Annotated in this window: 18 protein-coding genes; 14 read left to right on the top strand and 4 right to left on the bottom strand. The window is 33.2% G+C overall.

The annotated features are described in order from the left end of the window. Positions 1-6 precede the first annotated feature (6 nt). Together EP747_RS07110 and EP747_RS07105 are read left to right on the top strand one after the other, a co-directional pair. Entirely contained in the window at positions 7-441 is a 435-nt protein-coding gene (locus tag EP747_RS07110; protein ID WP_129689177.1) for a GNAT family N-acetyltransferase, read from the top strand. Between the two features lie 543 nt (positions 442-984). Continuing rightward, positions 985-1,542 carry a DUF4240 domain-containing protein gene (locus tag EP747_RS07105; RefSeq protein ID WP_129689176.1) on the top strand — a complete coding sequence of 186 codons (558 nt, stop codon included), beginning with the start codon at positions 985-987 and terminating at the stop codon, positions 1,540-1,542. A gap of 80 nt (positions 1,543-1,622) precedes the next feature. Here the strand turns inward: EP747_RS07105 and EP747_RS07100 are convergent, their stop codons facing one another. The 3 genes from EP747_RS07100 to EP747_RS07090 all read right to left on the bottom strand — a co-directional run bounded on the left by EP747_RS07100 (position 1,623) and on the right by EP747_RS07090 (position 4,342). Next, positions 1,623-2,255 carry an NUDIX hydrolase gene (locus EP747_RS07100; protein WP_129689175.1) on the bottom strand — a complete coding sequence of 211 codons (633 nt, stop codon included), beginning with the start codon at positions 2,253-2,255 and terminating at the stop codon, positions 1,623-1,625. A gap of 218 nt (positions 2,256-2,473) precedes the next feature. Then, a complete protein-coding gene (locus EP747_RS07095) occupies positions 2,474-3,706 on the bottom strand; it encodes an MFS transporter (RefSeq protein WP_129689174.1) in 1,233 nt (410 codons plus the stop codon). Between the two features lie 156 nt (positions 3,707-3,862). Next, positions 3,863-4,342, bottom strand: a complete 480-nt coding sequence (locus EP747_RS07090; protein ID WP_129689547.1) for a MarR family transcriptional regulator — start codon at positions 4,340-4,342, stop codon at positions 3,863-3,865. 421 nt (positions 4,343-4,763) lie between these two features. Here EP747_RS07090 and murI point away from each other — a divergent pair, with 421 nt between their 5' ends. Together murI and EP747_RS07080 are read left to right on the top strand one after the other, a co-directional pair. Further along, the gene (gene murI, locus EP747_RS07085) at positions 4,764-5,537 is read left to right on the top strand and encodes a glutamate racemase (protein ID WP_129689173.1); all 774 of its coding nucleotides are present in this window, start codon (positions 4,764-4,766) and stop codon (positions 5,535-5,537) included. A gap of 135 nt (positions 5,538-5,672) precedes the next feature. Then, entirely contained in the window at positions 5,673-5,858 is a 186-nt protein-coding gene (locus tag EP747_RS07080) for a hypothetical protein (protein WP_129689172.1), read from the top strand. A 577-nt stretch (positions 5,859-6,435) separates the two neighbouring features. Here EP747_RS07080 and EP747_RS07070 read toward each other — a convergent pair. Next, entirely contained in the window at positions 6,436-8,136 is a 1,701-nt protein-coding gene (locus tag EP747_RS07070) for an Rqc2 family fibronectin-binding protein (protein WP_129689171.1), read from the bottom strand. A 330-nt stretch (positions 8,137-8,466) separates the two neighbouring features. On the opposite strand from EP747_RS07070, the gene EP747_RS07065 reads away from it, so the two are divergent. The 10 genes from EP747_RS07065 to rlmN all read left to right on the top strand — a co-directional run bounded on the left by EP747_RS07065 (position 8,467) and on the right by rlmN (position 21,075). Continuing rightward, on the top strand, positions 8,467-11,139 hold the full coding sequence (locus EP747_RS07065; protein WP_129689170.1) for a calcium-translocating P-type ATPase, SERCA-type: 2,673 nt from the start codon (positions 8,467-8,469) through the stop codon (positions 11,137-11,139). Positions 11,140-11,286: 147 nt separating this feature from the next. Beyond that, a complete protein-coding gene (locus EP747_RS07060) occupies positions 11,287-12,156 on the top strand; it encodes a YicC/YloC family endoribonuclease (protein ID WP_129689169.1) in 870 nt (289 codons plus the stop codon). Between the two features lie 154 nt (positions 12,157-12,310). Beyond that, positions 12,311-12,928 (top strand): guanylate kinase, encoded by a 618-nt coding sequence (gene gmk / locus EP747_RS07055; protein WP_098808997.1) that lies wholly within the window; start codon positions 12,311-12,313, stop codon positions 12,926-12,928. A 3-nt stretch (positions 12,929-12,931) separates the two neighbouring features. Further along, entirely contained in the window at positions 12,932-13,144 is a 213-nt protein-coding gene (gene rpoZ / locus EP747_RS07050) for a DNA-directed RNA polymerase subunit omega (RefSeq protein WP_129689168.1), read from the top strand. 361 nt (positions 13,145-13,505) lie between these two features. Continuing rightward, complete coding sequence (gene coaBC / locus EP747_RS07045) at positions 13,506-14,711, top strand: bifunctional phosphopantothenoylcysteine decarboxylase/phosphopantothenate--cysteine ligase CoaBC (protein WP_129689167.1); 1,206 nt, start codon at positions 13,506-13,508, stop codon at positions 14,709-14,711. Next, positions 14,708-17,107 (top strand): primosomal protein N', encoded by a 2,400-nt coding sequence (priA, locus tag EP747_RS07040; protein WP_129689166.1) that lies wholly within the window; start codon positions 14,708-14,710, stop codon positions 17,105-17,107. Before coaBC ends, priA begins: the two co-directional genes overlap by 4 nt. A 99-nt stretch (positions 17,108-17,206) precedes the next feature. Further along, positions 17,207-17,680 (top strand): peptide deformylase, encoded by a 474-nt coding sequence (def, locus tag EP747_RS07035; RefSeq protein ID WP_129689165.1) that lies wholly within the window; start codon positions 17,207-17,209, stop codon positions 17,678-17,680. A gap of 8 nt (positions 17,681-17,688) precedes the next feature. After that, a complete protein-coding gene (gene fmt / locus EP747_RS07030; protein WP_129689164.1) occupies positions 17,689-18,633 on the top strand; it encodes a methionyl-tRNA formyltransferase in 945 nt (314 codons plus the stop codon). 1 nt (position 18,634) lies between these two features. After that, positions 18,635-19,981, top strand: a complete 1,347-nt coding sequence (rsmB, locus tag EP747_RS07025; protein WP_129689163.1) for a 16S rRNA (cytosine(967)-C(5))-methyltransferase RsmB — start codon at positions 18,635-18,637, stop codon at positions 19,979-19,981. 35 nt (positions 19,982-20,016) lie between these two features. Further along, the gene (gene rlmN, locus EP747_RS07020) at positions 20,017-21,075 is read left to right on the top strand and encodes a 23S rRNA (adenine(2503)-C(2))-methyltransferase RlmN (RefSeq protein WP_129689545.1); all 1,059 of its coding nucleotides are present in this window, start codon (positions 20,017-20,019) and stop codon (positions 21,073-21,075) included. The last annotated feature ends 3 nt before the right edge of the window (positions 21,076-21,078 follow it).

Below are 21,078 nucleotides of genomic sequence, written 5' to 3'. Positions count from 1 at the left end.
GTAAGAATGACTAATATTTCAATAAAACTTTACGAAACAAAAGAAGAGTTAAGAAAAGGCTTTGAAGTATTAAAACAACTTCGTACCCACTTAAATGAAGAGTCATTTTTTAATTTGTACGAAGAAATGCAAAAACAAGGATATCAATTCTTTGGGTTAGAAGATCAAGGAGTGACGGTTGCAGTCGCTGGAATTAGTATATTAACCAATTTCTATAATGGTAGACATGTATTTGTTTACGATTTAGTGACGGATGAAAGTAAACGTTCAAATGGATACGGTAAGAAATTACTAGATTTTATTTCTGATTTTGGAAAAAGAAATGGATGTCAATTAGTAACACTTCAATCCGGTGTCCAAAGAATTAATGCGCATCGTTTTTATGAACATAAAATGGAGTATAAAAAGCTATCTTATTCTTTTAGTAAAAATATTGAATAACTTAAAAACCCTAATAATTTAGGGTTTTTAACATGCTGTTGAAAAAAGAATTTGTCAATTGAATTGTTGGAATGATCATTGATAAGTAAGTTGTGTCATATTGATTTCCACTACAGGGTGCTCGCTTTCCATGGGGCGAGATTCTTGAGCCTCCTCGGCGCCGCCTGTGGGGTCTTTAGCCTTCCCGCATTTCCCATAGGAGTCGAGCATCCTTCCGTTCCAATCAAGTTCTTTATAAAAATATAATAATCTTAAAAACCATAGAATAGTCAATTGAACGAACGAATTATCCTATATTATCCAAATTGTAACTTATGATGACGACTTATACATCTTTACAAATATTGATCGTCAAAAAAGAAGATACTTTAATTTTTGTAAGTTAGGTAAAACAATTATATATCAACCAAAATCACTTGTTTATCAATAAGATGACAGATAAAACAATAATAAATAGACTATTTTTTCATAGAAATTCATTTAAGGTTTGTATTTTTCAATATTGACTACTTTTTTGTTAACTTGAATTAGGGGGAATAATCCGTGAATAGAAAAGAGTTTTGGAGTTTAATTGAAGAGTCTAAAAGTAATGAAAATCAAGCTGAATGGTTATTTGAGGTTTTAAGTAAAAAAAATTTAAATGAAATAGTGGATTTCGACTTGCATTTTCAAGGTTTAATGAATGAGAGTTATCAATCAAGATTATGGGCTACTGTGTATATAATAATGGGTGGGTGTTCAGATGATACATTTGATTATTTTAGAGGGTGGCTTATTGGTCAAGGTGAAGAAATTTATCATAAAGTAATGGAAAATCATGAGTTTTTGGCAAGTTACATAAATGATGAAAATCTTGATGAAGAAGGCTATCCTCAAAACGAAGAATTATTAGGTGTAGGACAAGATGTTTATACGTTATTAAAAACAGGCGATCATGAGTGGGACGATGAAAGTTATGATGAGCTGTTAGAAAAACTAGATCAAAAAGGTCTGAAGCCTGCAAACGAGATCGAATTTGATTGGGATGAAGAAGATTCTGATGGTTTAGAAGCGATGTTTCCTAAATTATGGGCAAGATTTGGTGAGAATCCATTAGGTTAAAATTATTGTTTGCGTTTAGTGAAATTCAAAAAAAATTTAGAAACAACTAAGAGCCCTTTACAAATTAAGGGCTCTTAAAATTAGAATTCACTATGTATGTGTTTTTTTATTAATTCAACAACATCTAAAAGATAATTACTTTCGTGTGAAACAAACTGATTTTTATCAACTGATTTTTGAATTGGAATTTTTTCTTCTGTTTCAGTAATTTGAAAACCATCAACTTCAACGGAATCTCTTAATCCATGTGCGAATTGATAAAATTGATTAAAATCAGCTTTCACTATCCCTGAAACTTCTTCTTTTTGTAGGTTGAAATCAGTAAAAGGTTTATCGCTTTTTAGTAAAAAAACATGACTCAATTCATGATCATTAATCGTTTCTAAAATGATTGAATTTTTAATGATACCAAGAGGGATTACATCTTCCATTTTTACTTCTATTCCAAGTTCTTCTTTTACTTCTCTTAATCCATCTTGAACTGTTTCAGTAGATAATAAATGACCAGCAGCAGTAATATCAAATAAATTCGGATAATCCTTTTTTTGATGACTACGGATTTGAAAATAGATTGAAGCTTGGTCTTCTACTATACTAAGTAACCAGCAATGAAATGTTTCGTGCCATAATCCCTTTTTATGTACTTCACTTCGAGAGGCTTCTCCTATATGATTACCAGATTCATCAAAAATTTTAAGTAATTCTTCTTTCATTTAACTAACCACCTTGTATTTGATCTATGAACCATGTACTTCATTATAAAATAAATTATGTCGGATTGAAGCATATTTTTGATTGATCAAGATAATTCTTACTAATCCATATCATTAGGGATAGAATGGGAAAAAACGGCGGTATCCTCCAAAGACCGCCGTATAAAGGTGATGTTTAGAAGTGTTCAATCATTATATATTCGAAAAAGGTAGTTCTATCAATTTATAAGCCTACCCTTATTCAGTACTGATGTTGCTACTGCTATAAGGAGCATACCCATAAAAGCGGGTGCGGCATGACCAAGTGATACATAGATTTGACCTCCTATAATCGGCCCGATTATTCTTGCTAAAGCCTGAATAGATTGGCTACCTCCTTGAATTCTACCTTGTTCACTAGGATCAACAGTCTTGGAAACCATCCCATTGAATGATGGTCCGAAGATTGAATCACCAAACCCAAATATAAACATTCCGACGATAAGTAGTGGATAGTATGAGAACAAAGCCGATGCAGCAATAAGACAGTAGCCTATAATTTCTGAAACCATACCAAGACTTGCTATTTGTGAATCACTAAATTTAATTAAAAGCTTTGGCATGATAAAACCTTGTGAAATGATGTCCTGGACACCCATAATTGAGAACATTAGCCCAATAAGTGCAGGCTCCCAATTGAACGTATCGATTGTAAATTGTGAAAAAACTGCCTGTAATGATCCGTTCGGTATCCAAAGTAGGAACGCTGAGATGAGTAGCCATTTTAAGTTTTTAATGGAAAGTATGTTTACAAGCTGGGTGAATGGATTCAGTCTGAAATAGGTAATCTTTTTCAGTCTGTTATTCATATCAAGGCTCTCTGGCATATATAAGATTCCAAAAACAAAATTTAGTAAAGTTATGATTGCTCCAAAATACATGGGTACTGAATAACCAAACTTGGCAAGTAATCCACCTAGAGTAGGTCCAATGGCGGCGCCTACACCTGCAACGGCACTTACCCACCCGAAGTATTTGGTTCGTTGGTCATTAGGAGTGATGTCTGCAAAATATGCGAAGATTGTGCTTATGCTCCCGCCAGTAATCCCTTCTATTATACGACCAGCAAAAAGGACCCATAGAGCTCCTCCTATGCCAAAAACTAAGTAGCCGATAGCGGAACCTAAAAGGGATACTAAAAGTATTGGACGACGGCCATATCGGTCGCCTAATGCTCCAAGTCCAGGAGCTGCAAAAAACACACATATTGCATAAACAGAAGTTAACAACGTAACAACAATGGCTTGATCTCCTGGATTGCTTATATAAGGCTGTACTAAGTATGGTACGACAGGTGTTATGATACTGAAGCCTATTCCGCAAAGAAAGACGGACATAAGACCGAAAAGGAAAGCCTTTTTATCTATGGTTTGTTCCGGTTTCTGTACTTTATGTGATCTAAATTTGAACAATAAAATTCTCCTCTCAAAAACGGTAATTTTGATTCCTTGGAAACATATTTATCGTACGAGGGTTTTGTTTCCTTGTCAACAATAATATTGAAATAAAAAAGCAGCCCACTCTCTGGTAGAGTTGGGCTGCATGTGGATTATCTTTACTATTCAAATTTATTCCGGTTTACTATCGATATCGATACCTTGTTTTTTTATTTCTGCATCTAAATGATTACAATAATTGTTCACGAAGTTTAGCATACTATCGAATTGTTCTTCGGTTATTTGATCAAAAACAGCTTGATCTCGTTCTCGAAACTTTTTATGTAGATCTTCATGGATATGGTCTATTACTTTTCCTTTCTCAGTAAGCCTAAAATAGATTTCTTTCTTATTATCCGGTTTCTGGTAGCTTTCGATCAGTTCTTTATTTATAAGCTTCTTCGTTATTTTAGTAATGGCACCTCTTGTCATATATAAGGAATCAGCGAGTTTGGTCACGTTGGAATCTACATTTTTCCCAATGTATTCGATACAATGTACTTCAGAAGATTGATACCCCTTAAGAGCTTCTTCCATCTTAAACTTATTAAGCCAAACCATCTTGTTAAATACGTCCCTGAAACCCATTATAAGCTGTTCTTCTTTGTTCATGGTCAATCCTCCCACCCGTTGGTTCATTAACAATATTATATAAAATATTGTTTCTAATTCAACAATATTAAAATCATTAATTTAGGAATAGGTGACAGGAGGGCTACAAGCAACTAAGTGAATTAGATTGTTCCCACAAGTCGTAAACACGAAATGAGAAGCTTTTCATTTTTAAAAATAATCCACCGCAAGCATTTTGAATGTTTATGGAATAGTGTGAAATATAGGTTTAGCAAGCTTGACAAGAATTGCGAATAATCAATTCACGATTTAACTATTTTCTGAAAAGTTTACTTTCATCCATAATTAGGTTAATTTAGTATTATATATTTGTAAAAGTTTGTCCCTGTTGAGTAATGTTATGACTTGTTGACACTTTCACAAATGACTTCATTAAATTAAAATTATTAGGTGAATTGAAATGAGAATAGCTTTTTTTGACTCTGGAATTGGTGGGTTAACTGTCTTAAATGAGGCACTGAAAAAATTACCAAATGAAGATTTTTTATATTTTGCTGATACTCTTCACGTTCCTTATGGTACAAAGTCGAAGGAAGAAGTAAGTGCATTTGTAAAAAAGTCTGTTGAAATGATTATTAAAGAAGATGTAAAAGCACTTGTAATTGCATGTAATACTGCGACTAGTATTGCAGTAAATGAATTGAGAGAAATGTATGATTTCCCGATTATCGGTATGGAACCGGCTGTAAAACCAGCTGTTGAAATGAACAGAACAACTGGGAAGAGAGTATTGGTTTTTGCGACTCCACTTACGTTAAAGCAAACAAAATATAATGAGCTTATATCTAGGGTGGACGATCTAAGTATTGTAGACTCATTGCCTTTACCTGAGCTTGTTCATTATTGTGAGGAATTAAATTTTGATGAAAATTTTATGATTGATTATTTTAAAAGTAAACTTTCATTATTTAATATTGAGCAATATGGAACAATTGTTTTAGGTTGTACTCATTATCCATTTTATAAAAACATCTTAAAAAAGATTTTACCTGAAGATGTTCAAATTGTTGATGGAAGTAATGGTACAGTAAAAAGATTAATGCAACTACTTGGAGAAAATGGCCAATTAAATGAAACTGGTCAAACAAATGTCAAATTTATGTGTTCAAATAATGACATAGAATATATTGAGAAGACAAAACAGGCGTTAAGCTACTTACAAAATGAAAGATAAGAGATAAGCTAGATTTAGCTTATCTTTTTTTTATTATTTTTAAATACAGGACTAATATTGATTATTATCGAATAATAGTAGTCAATCTTTTTGAAAACTTTTTTCTATTAATGTGAGAGGGGAGATTGTGTATAAATGGTAAAAATAAGGGATGTATTAAAGTATTTCGGCGTCATTACGATGCTATTTTTTGCTTTTTATTTAATCATAAAATATATAAGAGAAGATGAGATTTTCTCGAATTTAATTTTTGGATTTTGCGTAGGACTTGTACTATTTTTAGGATCATTACTAAGTAGTAAAAATGAAAAAGTAAAGTAGTTTAGCTCAGTAGGTTATGTATATTAGTAAAAATGGTGCCTTTTTATAGACAACATTTGCTAGAGTGTTGAAAGTAGTCAAAATTGAAAAATACAACATTAAATGAATTTCTTTGAAAAAATAGTCTATTTATTATTGTTTTATCTGTCATCTTATTGATAAACAAGTGATTTTGGTTGATATATAAATGTTTTAACTAACGCAAAAATTAAAATTTCTTCTTTTTTGACGATCAATATTTGTAAAGATGTGTAAGACATCATCATAAGTTACAAATTGATTAATAAAGGATAATTCATTCGTTCAATTGACTATTCTATTGTTTTTAAGAGTATTCTTTTTTATAAAGAACTTGATTGGAACGAAAGGGTGCTCGACTCCTATGGGAGAAGCGGGAAGGCTGAGACCCCACAGGCGGAGCCGAGGAGGCTCAGGTCGCGCCCCATGGAAAGCGAGCACCCTGTAGTGGAAATCAATATGACACAACTTACTTATCAATGAACAATCCAACAATTTAATTGACAAATTCTTTTTTCAACAGCATGAAAAATGGTGCCTTTTTATAGGCACCATTTGTTTATTTCTTCAATTTTAAAACAAGTTCTTCATCAGGTGTTACATAAACCGTATTGTTTTGTTCGTATATGACAAAACCTGGTTTGGAACCATTTGGTTTTTTAACATGGCGAATTTCCGTGTAATCCACTGGAACCGAGCTTGATTGACGTGCTTTACTAAAATATGCAGCGATAATGGCTGCTTCTTTAATCGCAATTTCACTAGGATCCTTAGCACGAATGACAACATGTGAGCCCGGGATATCTTTTGTATGAAACCAAAGCTCGTCTCTACTCGCAAGTTTATTTGTTAAATAATCATTTTGTTTATTATTTTTACCGACTAATAATTGTTCACCAGTAGTAGAGATGTATTCATCTAATGTAACTTTTTGTTTGTTAGACTTTTGGGCTTTTTTCGCTTTTTTCTTTCTAATATAACCCGTCTCCACAAGCTCTTCTCTTATTTCTTCTAAATCACGTGGTGAAGCAGACTCGATTTGCTGAATAACTGTCTCTAAATAATCATTCTCTTCTTTCGTTAATTTAATTTGTTCTTCAATATGCGCTACTGAATTTTTAAGCTTTGTATATTTGGTGAAATAAGCTTGTGCATTTTCAGAAGGTGTTTTTAATGGCGATAACGGTATGACAACTGTGGCACCATTTTCGTCATAGTAATTAATTACTTCAATTTCTTTCATACCTTTTTGTAGTGCAAACATATTTGCAGTAAGCAATTCGCCTTGTAACTGAATTTTATCTGCTTTATCAGTATCTTCAAGACTTTTGTGTAACTTTTTAATTTTTTTCTTGTTTTTTGTAAGTTCATTTTGTAACAGTTTTTCTAAATCTCCGCTTTGTTGTTTTACACGGTCACGTTCAGCTTTACCAAAGTAATAAACATCTAAAAGCTCACTTAAGCTAGCGAAAACAGTTTGTTCGGCTTGTAAGTGAGATAAATTTATGAAATAAAACATTTCTCTCGATTCTAAGCGGAAAAGTGAAGGAGTAAACCTTTTTAATTGTATTTCATTCATGATTGTTTTAAACGAATTATACACATCTTCTTTTCCATTATAGACAATTTCATTTGCAAGTAATGGAGAGATTCCGGAGAAATGTTGAACAATTGCTTCCGATGGTGATTGATCACTTTGAGTAATAAATTGATTAAACTCCTCTTTAGAAGTGACTTGAAATGGATCATGTTTTTCTTGATTAGGAGGAGAAATATAAGTAGCACCGGGTTGTACAATTCGATGACGATTAACAGCCATCGGTACATGCTTTATACTATCTAATATTACTTGTCTTTCTTCATCAATTAAAAGGATATTACTATGCCTACCCATTAATTCAATGATTAATGTTCGGTATTGTTCATCACCAATTTCATTTCTACTACGAACTTTAATGTTAACAATTCGCTCGTGTTCTAACTGTGTAATGCTTTCAATGATCCCACCATTTAAATGTTTTCTTAAAAGCATTGTAAACATTGATGGTTCTGATGGGGTATCGTAGTTTTGATTTGTAAAATGGAATCTTGCGTAACTAGGGTGAGCACTTAATATTAGTTTGTAATTGGCACCATTTGCTCTTATGGTAAGTAGTACTTCATAGTTACTTGGTTGTACAATTTTTGATATTCTTCCAGTTGTTAGTTTAGAAGCTACTTCGTTTGTCATAGCTCCTGTAAAAAGTCCGTCAAAAGACATATGTATCACGTCCTACTCTATAAAACACTATTTTTATTTTTTAAATTTTAATTAATTTATGACTTAATATCTATTAAAGAAATTACATTCAATATATTTCTCAAACCAACATATTTCATAAACTGACTCATAACCATTAAATAAACAATCAAGAAATTTCTCAGGGAATTCAATCATACAATATCTTGATTGGTCTTGTCACAGTTCTAGTTGGCTAAAAGCTAGATTTATTTTCATCATTATATCATTTATTTGGACGAGTCTGAATATGCTTTTATGAGAGGTAAGGGGGACAACTTACCTAATGTTTAATTAGGGGTGAACGCGGGTATGAATTTTTATCGGATGAGAGCGGAAGAAGTCGTGCAAGTAACGAATACAAATGTTTCCTCCGGTTTAACTGATGAGGAGGTAAAGACAAGGCGTGCAACTTTTGGGGCAAATGAATTAAGGGAATCAGAGAAAACTTCCAAACTCGTTTTATTTTTAAATCAGTTTAATGATTTTATGGTATTTGTTCTATTAGGTGCAACAATTATATCAATCTTTTTAAAGGAAGTAGTAGATGCAGTTGCGATTATGGCAATTGTATTAATTAACGGGATTTTAGGATATTTTCAAGAAGCTAAGGCAGAGAGATCATTAGAAGCTTTGAAAGAATTGGCTGCTCCACAAGTAAATGTTTTGCGTGATGGGCAGTTTGTTAAGCTACCTTCAAGAGACTTAGTTGTTGGGGATATTATTAAGTTTTCAAGTGGCGATCGGATTGGTGCTGATATTCGCATAATCGAAGCATCAAGTTTATACATAGAAGAATCAGCGCTAACAGGTGAATCTGTTCCGGTTCAAAAAAGATTTGAATCAATTCAGGCCGATGAGATTGGTATTGGTGATCAAGATAATATGGGCTTTATGGGAACACTCGTTACGCGTGGAAATGGTAAAGGTGTTGTTGTTTCGACAGGAATGAAAACAGCAATGGGGCAAATTGCGAATTTACTTCAAAATACAGAAACTATTGTGACACCTTTACAAAGACGATTAGAACAATTAGGTAAAATATTAATTGTTCTAGCATTATTTTTAACAGCTTTAGTTGTATTTATCGGTGTTTATCAAGGAAATGAATTATATCATATGTTTTTAGCAGGTGTGTCACTTGCAGTTGCTGCGATTCCAGAAGGCTTGCCAGCAATTGTAACGGTTGCTTTATCACTTGGTGTGCAACGGATGATTAAAAAGAAAGCGATCGTTCGAAAGCTTCAAGCGGTTGAAACACTAGGTTGTGCTTCAGTCATTTGTTCAGATAAAACAGGGACTATGACAGAAAATAAAATGACTGTTACAAATATTTGGTCGGGCGGATCTAGTTATGAAGTATCTGGAAATGGATATGCAATCGATGGAGAATTTACGAATAAAGAGCGAACCATTAATCCAACTTTAAATAAACAATTATTTCAAACACTTGTATTCGGATCTATTTGTAGTGATGCACAATTAATTCAAAAGAAAAAAGAAATCGTACTAGATGGTGATCCTACTGAAGGTGCGATTGTTGTTGCAGGTTATAAAGCTGGGATCGACCGAGAATACGTAAATTCAAATTTTACTAGAATACATGAGCTTCCTTTTGATAGTACACGGAAAATGATGTCGGTCGTTGTAAAAAATCGATCAGGTGAACAATTTGTAATTACCAAGGGTGCACCAGACGTCTTACTTTCAAAATGTAATACAATTTTATGGCATGAAAGAGAAGAACAATTAAATACGTTTAGACAAAACTCAGTGGAAAGTACAATCGAAACTTATGCAAATAATGCACTTCGTACGATTGCGATTGCTTTTAAACCATTAAAACCAAATTCGGTCATTGATGAAAGGGATCTCGAAAGCAATTTAACTTTTATTGGCTTACAAGGGATGATTGACCCACCAAGAGCAGAAGTTGCACAAGCTGTTCAAGAATGCAAAGAAGCTGGTATTAGGACGGTTATGATTACTGGGGATCATAAGTTAACAGCTTCAAGTATTGCTAGAAAACTAGGAATCTTAAGAGATAACGGTAGAGTAGTAGAAGGAAAAGAATTAGATGCACTTTCTGTAGAGCAGATTCAGGAATTTGTTGAAGATACTGCGGTATTTGCCCGAGTTTCACCTGAACATAAATTAAAAATTGTTAAAGCACTTCAAGCGAATGGACATATTGTAGCAATGACTGGTGATGGCGTAAATGATGCACCAGCAATTAAAGCGGCGGATATTGGAATTTCAATGGGGATTACTGGTACAGATGTAGCAAAGGAAGCTTCATCCTTAGTATTACTTGATGATAATTTTGCTACGATCAAATCTGCAATTAAAGAAGGTCGCAATATTTATAGTAATATTCGTAAATTTATTCGTTATTTATTAGCTTCAAATGTTGGTGAAATTTTAGTTATGTTGTTTGCAATGTTATTAGCTTTACCGCTACCTCTTGTTCCAGTACAAATTCTATGGGTAAATCTAGTGACTGATGGTTTACCTGCAATGGCATTAGGTGTTGATTCGGCTGAAGATGATGTAATGAAAAGAAGTCCTCGCTCATTAACAGAAGGTATTTTTGCAAGAGGATTAGGATGGAAAATTATTTCAAGAGGGTTTTTAATTGGATTTGTCACACTATTAGCCTTCATTATTTCCTATAATCAACATCCGAATCAATTAGAATACGCACAAACGGTAGCATTCTCCACATTAGTTTTAGCTCAATTAATTCATGTATTTGATTGTAGAAGTGAACGTTCGATTTTCCATCGAAATATATTTGGAAATTTATATTTAATTGGTGCTGTTATCGTTTCAATGCTATTAATGCTTGTTGTTATTTACTACCCACCATTACAACCTATTTTCAAAACGATTCCGATCGTGCCAAGAGATTGGTTCTTAATTGGAGGTCTTTCATCAATTCCAACTTTTATGCTTGCAGGAGCATTATTTACAAAGAAAAAATAATTTACGAACAAAATGGATAACCAAATTAAAATATGTTATAATTCCTTAAGGTAGTAGAGGTATGCTCTATTACCTTTTCTCTTTTACATATTGAATGAAATTTGGGAAATAAACTAGAGAGAAAATTAGTGTATTGGAAGTGGAACAATGGTCGTAAGTATGACAGGGTATGGTAAAGCCATTTTGTCAAATGAACAGTACAAAATACATATTGAAATGAAAGCAGTGAATCATCGATACTTAGAGACAATCGTTCGAATACCGAGGCAATTATTAGCATATGAAGATGCAATTAAGAAAATTGTAGCTGGGTATACTAGTCGAGGTCGTGTTGAGGTTTTTGTTACAATTGAGGGCTTATTACAACGTACATTACAAATAGATGAAGGCTTAATTCAACAATATAAAAAAGCGATTGAAAATCTTTCAGGTGAAGAGCAAAATAAATCTTTTTATAATCCAATCGATTTATTAAAGCTACCTGAAGTTACTACAGTAAGTGAAGTAGAACAAATCAATTATAATTTTGAAGAATTATTATTAACGACCACTGAAAATGCATGTCAGCAATTTTTTGATGCTAAGTGCAAAGAAGGTGGACAACTTAAAAAAGATTTAATAGAAAGATTAACCGCGATTGAAGAATGTAAAAAACAGATTACTGTGCATTCTCCTCTTGTTTTGAAATCATATCGTGAAAAACTTCAATCTAAATTAGCGGAAGTTGAATTAACAGCGGTTGATGAGCAAAGATTATTAACAGAAATTATGCTCTTTGCAGATCGATGTGACATATCTGAAGAATTAGTTCGACTAACTAGTCATTTAGAATTGTTTAATGAAACTTTACAAATAAAAGAATCAATTGGACGAAAATTAGATTTCATCGTACAAGAAATGAATCGAGAAGTGAATACGATTGGTTCTAAAGCAAACTCGTTAGATATTTCTAAACAAGTTGTTGAAATTAAAAATAATCTTGAAAAAATTAGAGAGCAAGTTCAAAATATTGAATAATGTAAAAGATTTGTTTATAGTTGCAAAGGTCCGGTAACAATGTGAAGTAAAAGACTAATTAATTTTTTATTAATTGACTCTGACACACAGGAAGTATCAATAGATTGACCTTTAATAAATTAAACTGTCTAGAATTAGAAGGGTAGGGTCATAAATGAGGCATGAAAGAGGCTTATTAATCGTACTTTCTGGTCCATCAGGAGTAGGTAAAGGTACGGTGCGTAAAGCTATTTTTGATAATAAGGACTTAGATCTGCAATATAGTATTTCGATGACGACAAGAAATCCTCGTGAAGGTGAAGTACATGGAGTAGATTATTTCTTTACATCAAAAGAAGATTTCAAACAGAAAATAAATGAAAATAAGTTCCTTGAGTGGGCAGAGTTTGTAGGTAATTACTATGGGACGCCAATTGATTATGTTGAAAAAACATTAAGCGAAGGAAAAGACATTTTCCTAGAAATTGAAGTTCAAGGTGCCCTACAAGTAAAAAAAGCTTTTCCTGAAGGGATTTTTATTTTCTTAGCCCCTCCGAGTATGAGAGAATTACAAAATAGAATTGTAACAAGAGGTACAGAAACTGAAGATGTGATTATGAATCGTATGAATGCAGCAAAAGAAGAAATTGAAATGATGGATGCTTACGATTATGTAGTTGAAAATGATCAAGTTGATTTAGCTTGTGACCGTATTAAAGCAATTATTTTAAGTGAACATTTAAAACGTGAACGAGTTGCAAATTATTATAAAAGAATGATGGAGGCCGAATAAACTATGTTATATCCTTCGATTGACCGTTTATTAACAAAATTAGACTCAAAATATACGCTAGTAACAGTTGCTTCAAAGCGTGCTCGCGAAATGCAAGTAAGTAAAGATACTCGTGTTGAAAAACCGGTATCTGATAAATTTGTAGGAAAAGCATTAGAAGAAATTAATGCTGGATTATTATCTTATAGAAAACTTGAAGAAGTTAAAGAAGATTAATATTTAACTGTGTGATGAGGCTGTCCCAAAACATTTGCTAATTATCCATATGACTAAAAAGGACAACGTGGTGTTTAACACCTCTCCTTAAAGTTTCGTGGTAATTGGAAATGGGGGCAGTCTTATTTTTGTGATAAAATAGCCGAGTAGTTTAATCGACGAAAAGGGCTGATTTTAGAAAAAAGGATAAGTACAACTAAACTTCTGACTTTGACGATTAAGCTCATTGGCGAGCTCTTTTTAGAAAAGCCTATAACATTTATTTCAAACATATTTGTGGTATCTTAGACATAGAACATCCAAAAGACCTATTTTTTGACATATTACATAGAAAGAATAAAATTTGAAAGGGTGAAGGTGAGTGGAACAAAAAAAGATTCTCCTATGTGTTACAGGTGGAATTGCAGTCTATAAAGCAGCAGCACTTACAAGTAAATTAGTACAAGCAGGATATGACGTTAAAGTAATGATGAGCCCCTCCGCAACTAAATTTGTGACACCTTTAACGTTTCAAGCTTTATCAAGAAATGATGTTTATATAGATACTTTTGATGAAAAAGATAGTTCAAAAATTGCACATATCGATTTAGGTGATTGGCCTGACTTAATAATCGTAGCTCCAGCAACTGCTAATACAATTGGAAAATTAGCTAATGGTCTTGGAGATGAAATGATTCAGGCAACATTACTTGCTGCAACAAAACCAGTTTGGATCGCACCAGCTATGAATGTTAATATGTATAACCATCCGATTGTTCAAAAGAATATGAACATATTGAAAGAGATTGGTCATCGATTTATTGAGCCAAATGAAGGGTATTTAGCATGTGGATATGTAGGAAAAGGTAGATTAGCAGAGCCGGAAGAAATTGTTCAATTTGTGAATGAACATTTCCAAAGAGAAGCTGGATTATTAAAAGGTAAAAAAATTATCATTTCTGCCGGTCCAACAGTTGAAAAAATTGATCCAGTTCGCTTTGTTTCAAATCATTCAACGGGTAAGATGGGCTATAGTATCGCAGAAGTTGCAGTTTCGTTAGGAGCAGAGGTAATTCTTGTTTCTGGACCAACTAATTTAACACCACCTAAAGGGTGTCAATTTATCCAAACCGAGTCTGCTGAGGAAATGTTTGAAGCGATTTGGTCTTATTATAATGAGGCGGATGTTGTAATAAAAACAGCTGCAGTTGCTGATTATACACCTTCAATTACTTATGATCAAAAAGTGAAAAAAGCTGATGGTGATCTTTCAATTCCTTTTAAACGTACGAAAGATATTCTACTAACTTTAGGTCAACATAAAACACATCAAATTTTAGTAGGGTTTGCTGCAGAAACTGATCAAGTAGATGAGTATGCAAAAAGTAAACTTTTAAAGAAAAATGCTGATATGATTGTTGCAAATGATGTAACAAAAGCAGGGGCTGGTTTTGGATCTGATACGAATATTGTAACAATTTTTAAGCGGAATGGTGATGTTAAGCCACTTCCTAAAATGAGTAAAAAAGAAGTAGCAGAACAAATACTACTTGAAGTTCATCACTTATTAAATGAGGTAGAAAGATGACATACGCATCAGTTTTAGTTGATGTATCAGTCAGACAAACAGACCGTCCTTTTGATTATAAAGTACCAACTAGGTGGCAGGATGCAATACAACCTGGAATGCGTGTAATTGTTCCATTTGGGCCAAGGAAAGTTCAAGGATTCGTATTGTCTATAAAAGAAACAACTAATTTAGAGAAGGTTAAAGAAATCGAAGAAGTTCTTGATGTCATGCCAGTTTTAACAGAAGAACTTCTTCTGTTAGGTTCTTATCTATCTCAAAAAACACTTTGTTTTTTCATTTCTGCATATCAAGCAATGCTTCCTACTGCCATTAAAGCTGTATATAAAAAACATGTTCAAGTAACATCTGAAGAAGCTTTAGATCAATTAGTTCCTGAATTAGCAAATCTATTTTCTATCGTAAAAAGAAGAGAATGGACTGAAATAGAAAATCTTGTTAGTAAAATTTCATTAGTTCAACGAGCAATTAAAGATGGATTGCTTGAAATTGAATATGAAGTGAAAAATAAAGTAAATAAAAAAACAGAACGTGTAGTTTCTCTATTAAAGGTATTAGACGAAGAATTGCCTATGATCAAATCTCCACAACAAAAAGACATTATTGAATACTTACGTATGAATGGTCAAACAAGTGTGAAGGAGTTAAAAGAATGTCTTGGAATTACTGATTCACCTATAAAGACATTGGAGAAAAACGAGGTAATTTCAATTAAAACAGTAGAAGTTTATCGTGATCCTTATGAAGGTAAGGAAATTGAACGTTCTAAGCCTTTACCTCTAATAGAAGAACAACAGATTGCTTTTGAGCAAATAGTTTCTTCATTTCATGAAAGAAAGAATAGGATTCATCTTTTACATGGAGTAACAGGTAGTGGAAAGACAGAAGTTTATTTGCAAACTATTCAAGAGGTCCTATCTGTTGGGAAAGAAGCAATCGTATTAGTACCAGAAATTTCACTTACCCCACAAATTGTAGGACGTTTTAAAAGTAGATTTGGAAATGATGTTGCAGTTCTACATAGCGGTCTATCTATTGGTGAGAAATATGATGAATGGAGAAAGATTCAAAGAAAAGAAGTTAAGGTAGTAGTGGGTGCCCGTTCAGCTATCTTTGCACCATTTGAAAACATTGGCATGATCATTATTGATGAAGAACACGAGACGACTTATAAACAAGATGAACATCCAAGATATCATGCAAGAGATATTGCAATTTGGAGAGGAGAATATCATCATTGTCCTATCGTTTTAGGAAGTGCGACTCCTACTTTAGAATCATTTGCTAGAGCTGGTAAAGGTGTTTATGAGCTAAATACAATGTCCAAAAGGGTTAACCAAGGCCCTTTACCTGCAGTGGAAATAGTCGATATGAGAGAGCAGTTAAGAATCGGTAATCGTACGATGTTTTCTACAGCTTTACATGAAAAAATAATTGATCGATTAGAGAAGAAGGAACAAATCATCTTATTTTTAAACCGTCGAGGCTATTCTTCGTTTGTAATGTGTAGAGATTGTGGTTACACAATTCAGTGCCCCCATTGCGAGGTTTCCTTAACTTATCATAAACATAACCATCATCTAAAATGTCATTATTGCGGATATGAAACATATATGCCAAAACAATGCCCATCTTGCCAGAGTGAACATATTCGATTTTTTGGAACTGGAACTCAGAAGGTAGAGGAAGCTATTACAAAAACGTATCCAGAAGCACGAGTGATTAGAATGGATAATGATACAACTAGTCGTAAAGGTGCCCACGAAAAAATGCTTAAGCAATTTGGTAACGGTGAGGCTGATATATTACTAGGTACACAAATGATTGCAAAAGGACTTGATTTTCCAAATGTTACATTGGTTGGTGTTTTAGCAGCAGATAGTTCACTTCATTTACCTGATTTCAGAGCAAGTGAGCGAACATTTAGCTTATTGACACAAGTAAGTGGAAGAGCTGGTCGTCATGAAAAACCAGGTGAAGTAGTTATACAAACATATTCACCAGAGCATTATAGTATTGAATTAGCTAAAACACAGGACTATGTTGCGTTTTATGAAGAAGAAATGAAAATAAGACGTTCATTTCGATATCCACCTTTTTATTATTTAGTTTTAATATCAATAGCACATAATGATTTGATAAAAACAGTAAAAGTAAGTGAACAAATTGCAAGCTATTTAAGAGAGTACTTGTCAGAAGGATCAATTGTACTCGGACCAGTAGCATCACCAATTGCAAAAATAAAAGACCATTTTCGATATCAATGTGTGATAAAATACAAATCTGAACCTGCACTCTATGACGTACTAAACCGAATCCAACAATACTACCAAGACGAAACGGACAAAGGAAAACTACAATTAACAATCGACTTTCAACCTACTATGTTTATGTGAAGAAAAGCGGATGGCGTTTGCTCAGCCCCGACAAGCATAAGACAAAGGTCTTTCTTTAGAAATTAAATTAAACGTACAATCAAGATAGGAGTTGTGAAATTGGCTTTATTAAAAATAGTAGAATATCCAAATGAAGTACTTGAAACACCTTGTGAAAAAGTGACGACATTTGATAAAAATTTAGTAAAACTTTTAAATAACATGTATGAGACAATGCTGGCAGCAGATGGTGTTGGTTTAGCAGCTCCACAAATTGGAATTCTGCAACAAGTAGCTGTTGTTGATGTTGAAGATGAGAATGGAAGAATTGATTTAATTAATCCAATCGTAATGGAAACAAAAGGCGAGCAAACTGATGTTGAAGGTTGTTTAAGTTTCCCTAACTTATATGGTGATGTAACAAGACCTAGCTATGCAAAAATCAAAGCGCAAAATAAACGAGGAAAATATTTTATTATAGAAGCTCGTGGATTTTTAGCTCGTGCACTTTTACATGAAATTGATCATTTAAATGGAGTTTTATTCACTTCTAAAGTCTCGAAATACTATGAAGAAAGTGAATTAGAAGGGTAGGCAAAAAAATGACAAAGATTGTTTTTATGGGGACGCCAGATTTTTCTGTTCCTGTTTTAAGAAGATTAATCGAAGAAGGATATGATGTAGTAGGCGTAGTAACTCAGCCAGATCGCCCTGTTGGTCGAAAAAGAGTGCTAACTCCACCTCCTGTTAAAGTAGAGGCTTTAAAACATAATATTCCAGTTTTACAACCTGAAAAAATTAGACTTCCAGAAGAAACAGAAAAAGTGTTGGCATTGAAGCCAGATTTAATTGTAACTGCAGCTTTTGGACAAATTCTTCCTACAGATATTCTTGAAGCTCCTAAATTTGGTTGTATAAATGTACATGCTTCATTGTTACCAGAATTACGAGGTGGGGCTCCAATTCACTATTCAATCATTCAAGGAAAGAGTGAAACTGGTGTAACAATTATGTATATGGTTGAAAAGTTAGATGCTGGTGATATGTTAGCCAAAGTGGTTGTTCCAATTGAAGAAAAAGATCACGTTGGAACGCTTCACGATAAATTAAGTATTGCGGGTGCGAATTTACTTTCAGAAACAATCCCACCATTATTAAAAGGTGAAATTACTGCAGTAAAGCAAGATGAAAGTAAAGTAAGCTTAGCAAAAAATATTAAGCGTGAGGAAGAACAAATTAATTGGTCAAAAACTGGTGAAGAGATTTATAATCACGTAAGAGGTTTACACCCTTGGCCAGTAGCTTATACTACATTAAACGGAGAAGTTTTAAAAGTTTGGTGGAGTGAAAAAACAAATACGAATCAAAATTCTACACCAGGTGAAATAATTGATGTTTTAAACGATGGCATATTAGTGGCAACAGGTAATCATACTGCTATCAAAATTACTGATCTACAGCCTGCTGGTAAAAAGAGAATGGAAGCAAAACAATATATAAATGGTGCAGGTTCTTTTATTGAACGTGGAATGAAGTTAGGAGAATAACATGAGTAAAAATGTACGAGAGATTGCCTTAGAGGCTCTTCTTTCAGTTTATAAAAATCAATCGTATAGTAATTTGTTAGTAAATAACTATATACAAAAGAATGATTTATCTTCTGCTGATTCAGGACTTTTAACAGAAATAATCTATGGAACAATCCAAAGAGATCAATTATTAGATTTTTATTTAGAACCATTCATTAAAAATCAGAAGAAATTAGAAGAATGGGTTTATATATTAATAAAACTTTCATTATATCAATTGCATTTTTTAGATCGTATACCTCCTCACGCAGTTTTAAATGAGGCTGTTAATATTGCTAAAAAGCGAGGACATAAAGGAATTGCTTCTTTAGTAAATGGGGTTTTAAGAAATATTCAAAGAAATGGTTTACGCTCAATCGATGAAATAAAGGACCCGATCGAAAAGCTTTCAATTGAAACGAATCATCCAAATTGGTTAATTGAACAATGGGTAAAAGAGTTCGGAGAAGAAGAAACGAGAAAAATTTGTGAAGTGAACATACTTCCACCGTTTCAAACTGCAAGAGTAAATACAATGAAATCAACAAGAGAAGAAGTGCTTAAAATGCTTGAAGATGAAGGAGTACAGGTCAAGGAAGGAAAACTGTCTCCATTTGCAATAGAAATCCAAAAAGGAAATGTTGCTCATACGAATGCATTTAAAGAAGGTTACCTTTCAATTCAAGATGAAAGCTCGATGTTAGTTGCACAAGCACTTGGAGTTAAAAAAGGTGAAGATATATTGGACACATGTGCAGCACCTGGAGGGAAATCAACACATATTGCTGAGTTGTTAGGCGGTACTGGATCAGTCACTTCATTAGATTTACACAATCATAAAGTAAAGCTAATAAAAGAACAAGCTAATCGTTTAGGGTTAGATAATATAGAAACGAAAGCTCTAGATGCAAGAAAAGCACCTGAAGAGTTTGAAGGAAGATTATTTGACAAAGTATTAGTAGATGCTCCATGTTCTGGTTTAGGGGTTATTCGTCGTAAACCAGATATTTTATTAAAAAAGAATGCTACTGATGTAACAAATTTACAAAGAGTTCAGAAGTCTATTTTAGACGAAGCTTCAAAGTTAGTTAAACCAGGTGGAACTTTAGTATATAGCACTTGTACAGTTGGACATGAAGAAAATATTGATGTGGTCGAAGCTTTTTTAGATGAGCATCATGATTATGAATTAGATCATTCATTAATTGATCATGTTCCGGAAAAATTAAATAAAAATAAATCAGTTCAAAAAGGGTATGTACAGCTTCTACCACATTATTTTGGAACGGATGGATTTTTTATTGCAAGATTAAGGAAGAAGGTGTAACGTTGAAATTAGAAAATACTACAAATTCAGTCAAAATAGAAAAAACTCATAAACCCTCAATTTACTCGTTAAAAGTGAGTGATATAGAGGATTGGTTAAAGGCGCAAAAGCAGCAGGCTTTCCGTGCTAAGCAAATTTATAATTGGCTATACGTACAACGAGTTGAAAGCTTTGAAGAAATGCAAAATATTCCAAAAGATCTACGTATGTTACTTGAAGAGAATTTTACAATAACGACATTAAAAACATTAGTTAAACAAACCTCTTCAGATGGTACTATGAAATTTTTATTTGAATTACATGATGGATATTCGATTGAAACTGTTTTAATGAGACATAATTATGGCAATTCTGTATGTGTAACGACACAAGTAGGTTGTCGAATTGGATGTACTTTTTGTGCATCGACTCTTGGCGGTTTAAAACGAAATCTTGAAGCAGGTGAAATCGTTGCACAAGTATTAGAAGTACAACGTGCTATTGATGAAGTTGAAGAAAGAGTTAGCTCAATCGTAGTTATGGGTATAGGCGAACCATTTGATAACTATAATGGTTTAATGGATTTCTTAAGAATTGTTAATTCTGATAAAGGTCTTAACATTGGTGCAAGACATATTACAGTATCAACAAGTGGAATCATTCCAAAAATCTATAGCTTTGCTGATGAAGGACTTCAAATTAATTTCGCGATTTCATTACATGCTCCTAACAGTGAGTTACGTTCTAAATTAATGCCAATTAATCGTGCATACAAATTACCGGATTTAATGGACGCTGTTCGTTACTATGTTGAAAAGACAGGTAGACGTGTAACGTTTGAATATGGTTTATTCGGTGGTGAAAATGACCAAGTTGAGCATGCTGAAGAACTTTCTAACTTACTTAAAGGAGTTAAATGTCATGTTAATTTAATTCCGGTTAACTATGTACCTGAAAGAGATTACGTAAGAACACCTAAGGAACAAATCTTTGCATTTGAAAAAGTACTAAAAAATAATGGAGTTAATGTTACAATTCGTCGTGAACAAGGTCATGATATAGATGCAGCTTGTGGACAGTTGCGTGCAAAGGAGCGTAAAGAGGAGACGAGGTGAAAC

The sequence above is a fragment of the Gottfriedia acidiceleris genome (assembly GCF_004138285.1).
GTDB lineage: Bacteria > Bacillota > Bacilli > Bacillales > Bacillaceae_G > Gottfriedia > Gottfriedia acidiceleris_A.
This window is presented reverse-complemented; position numbering and strand designations above follow the sequence as displayed.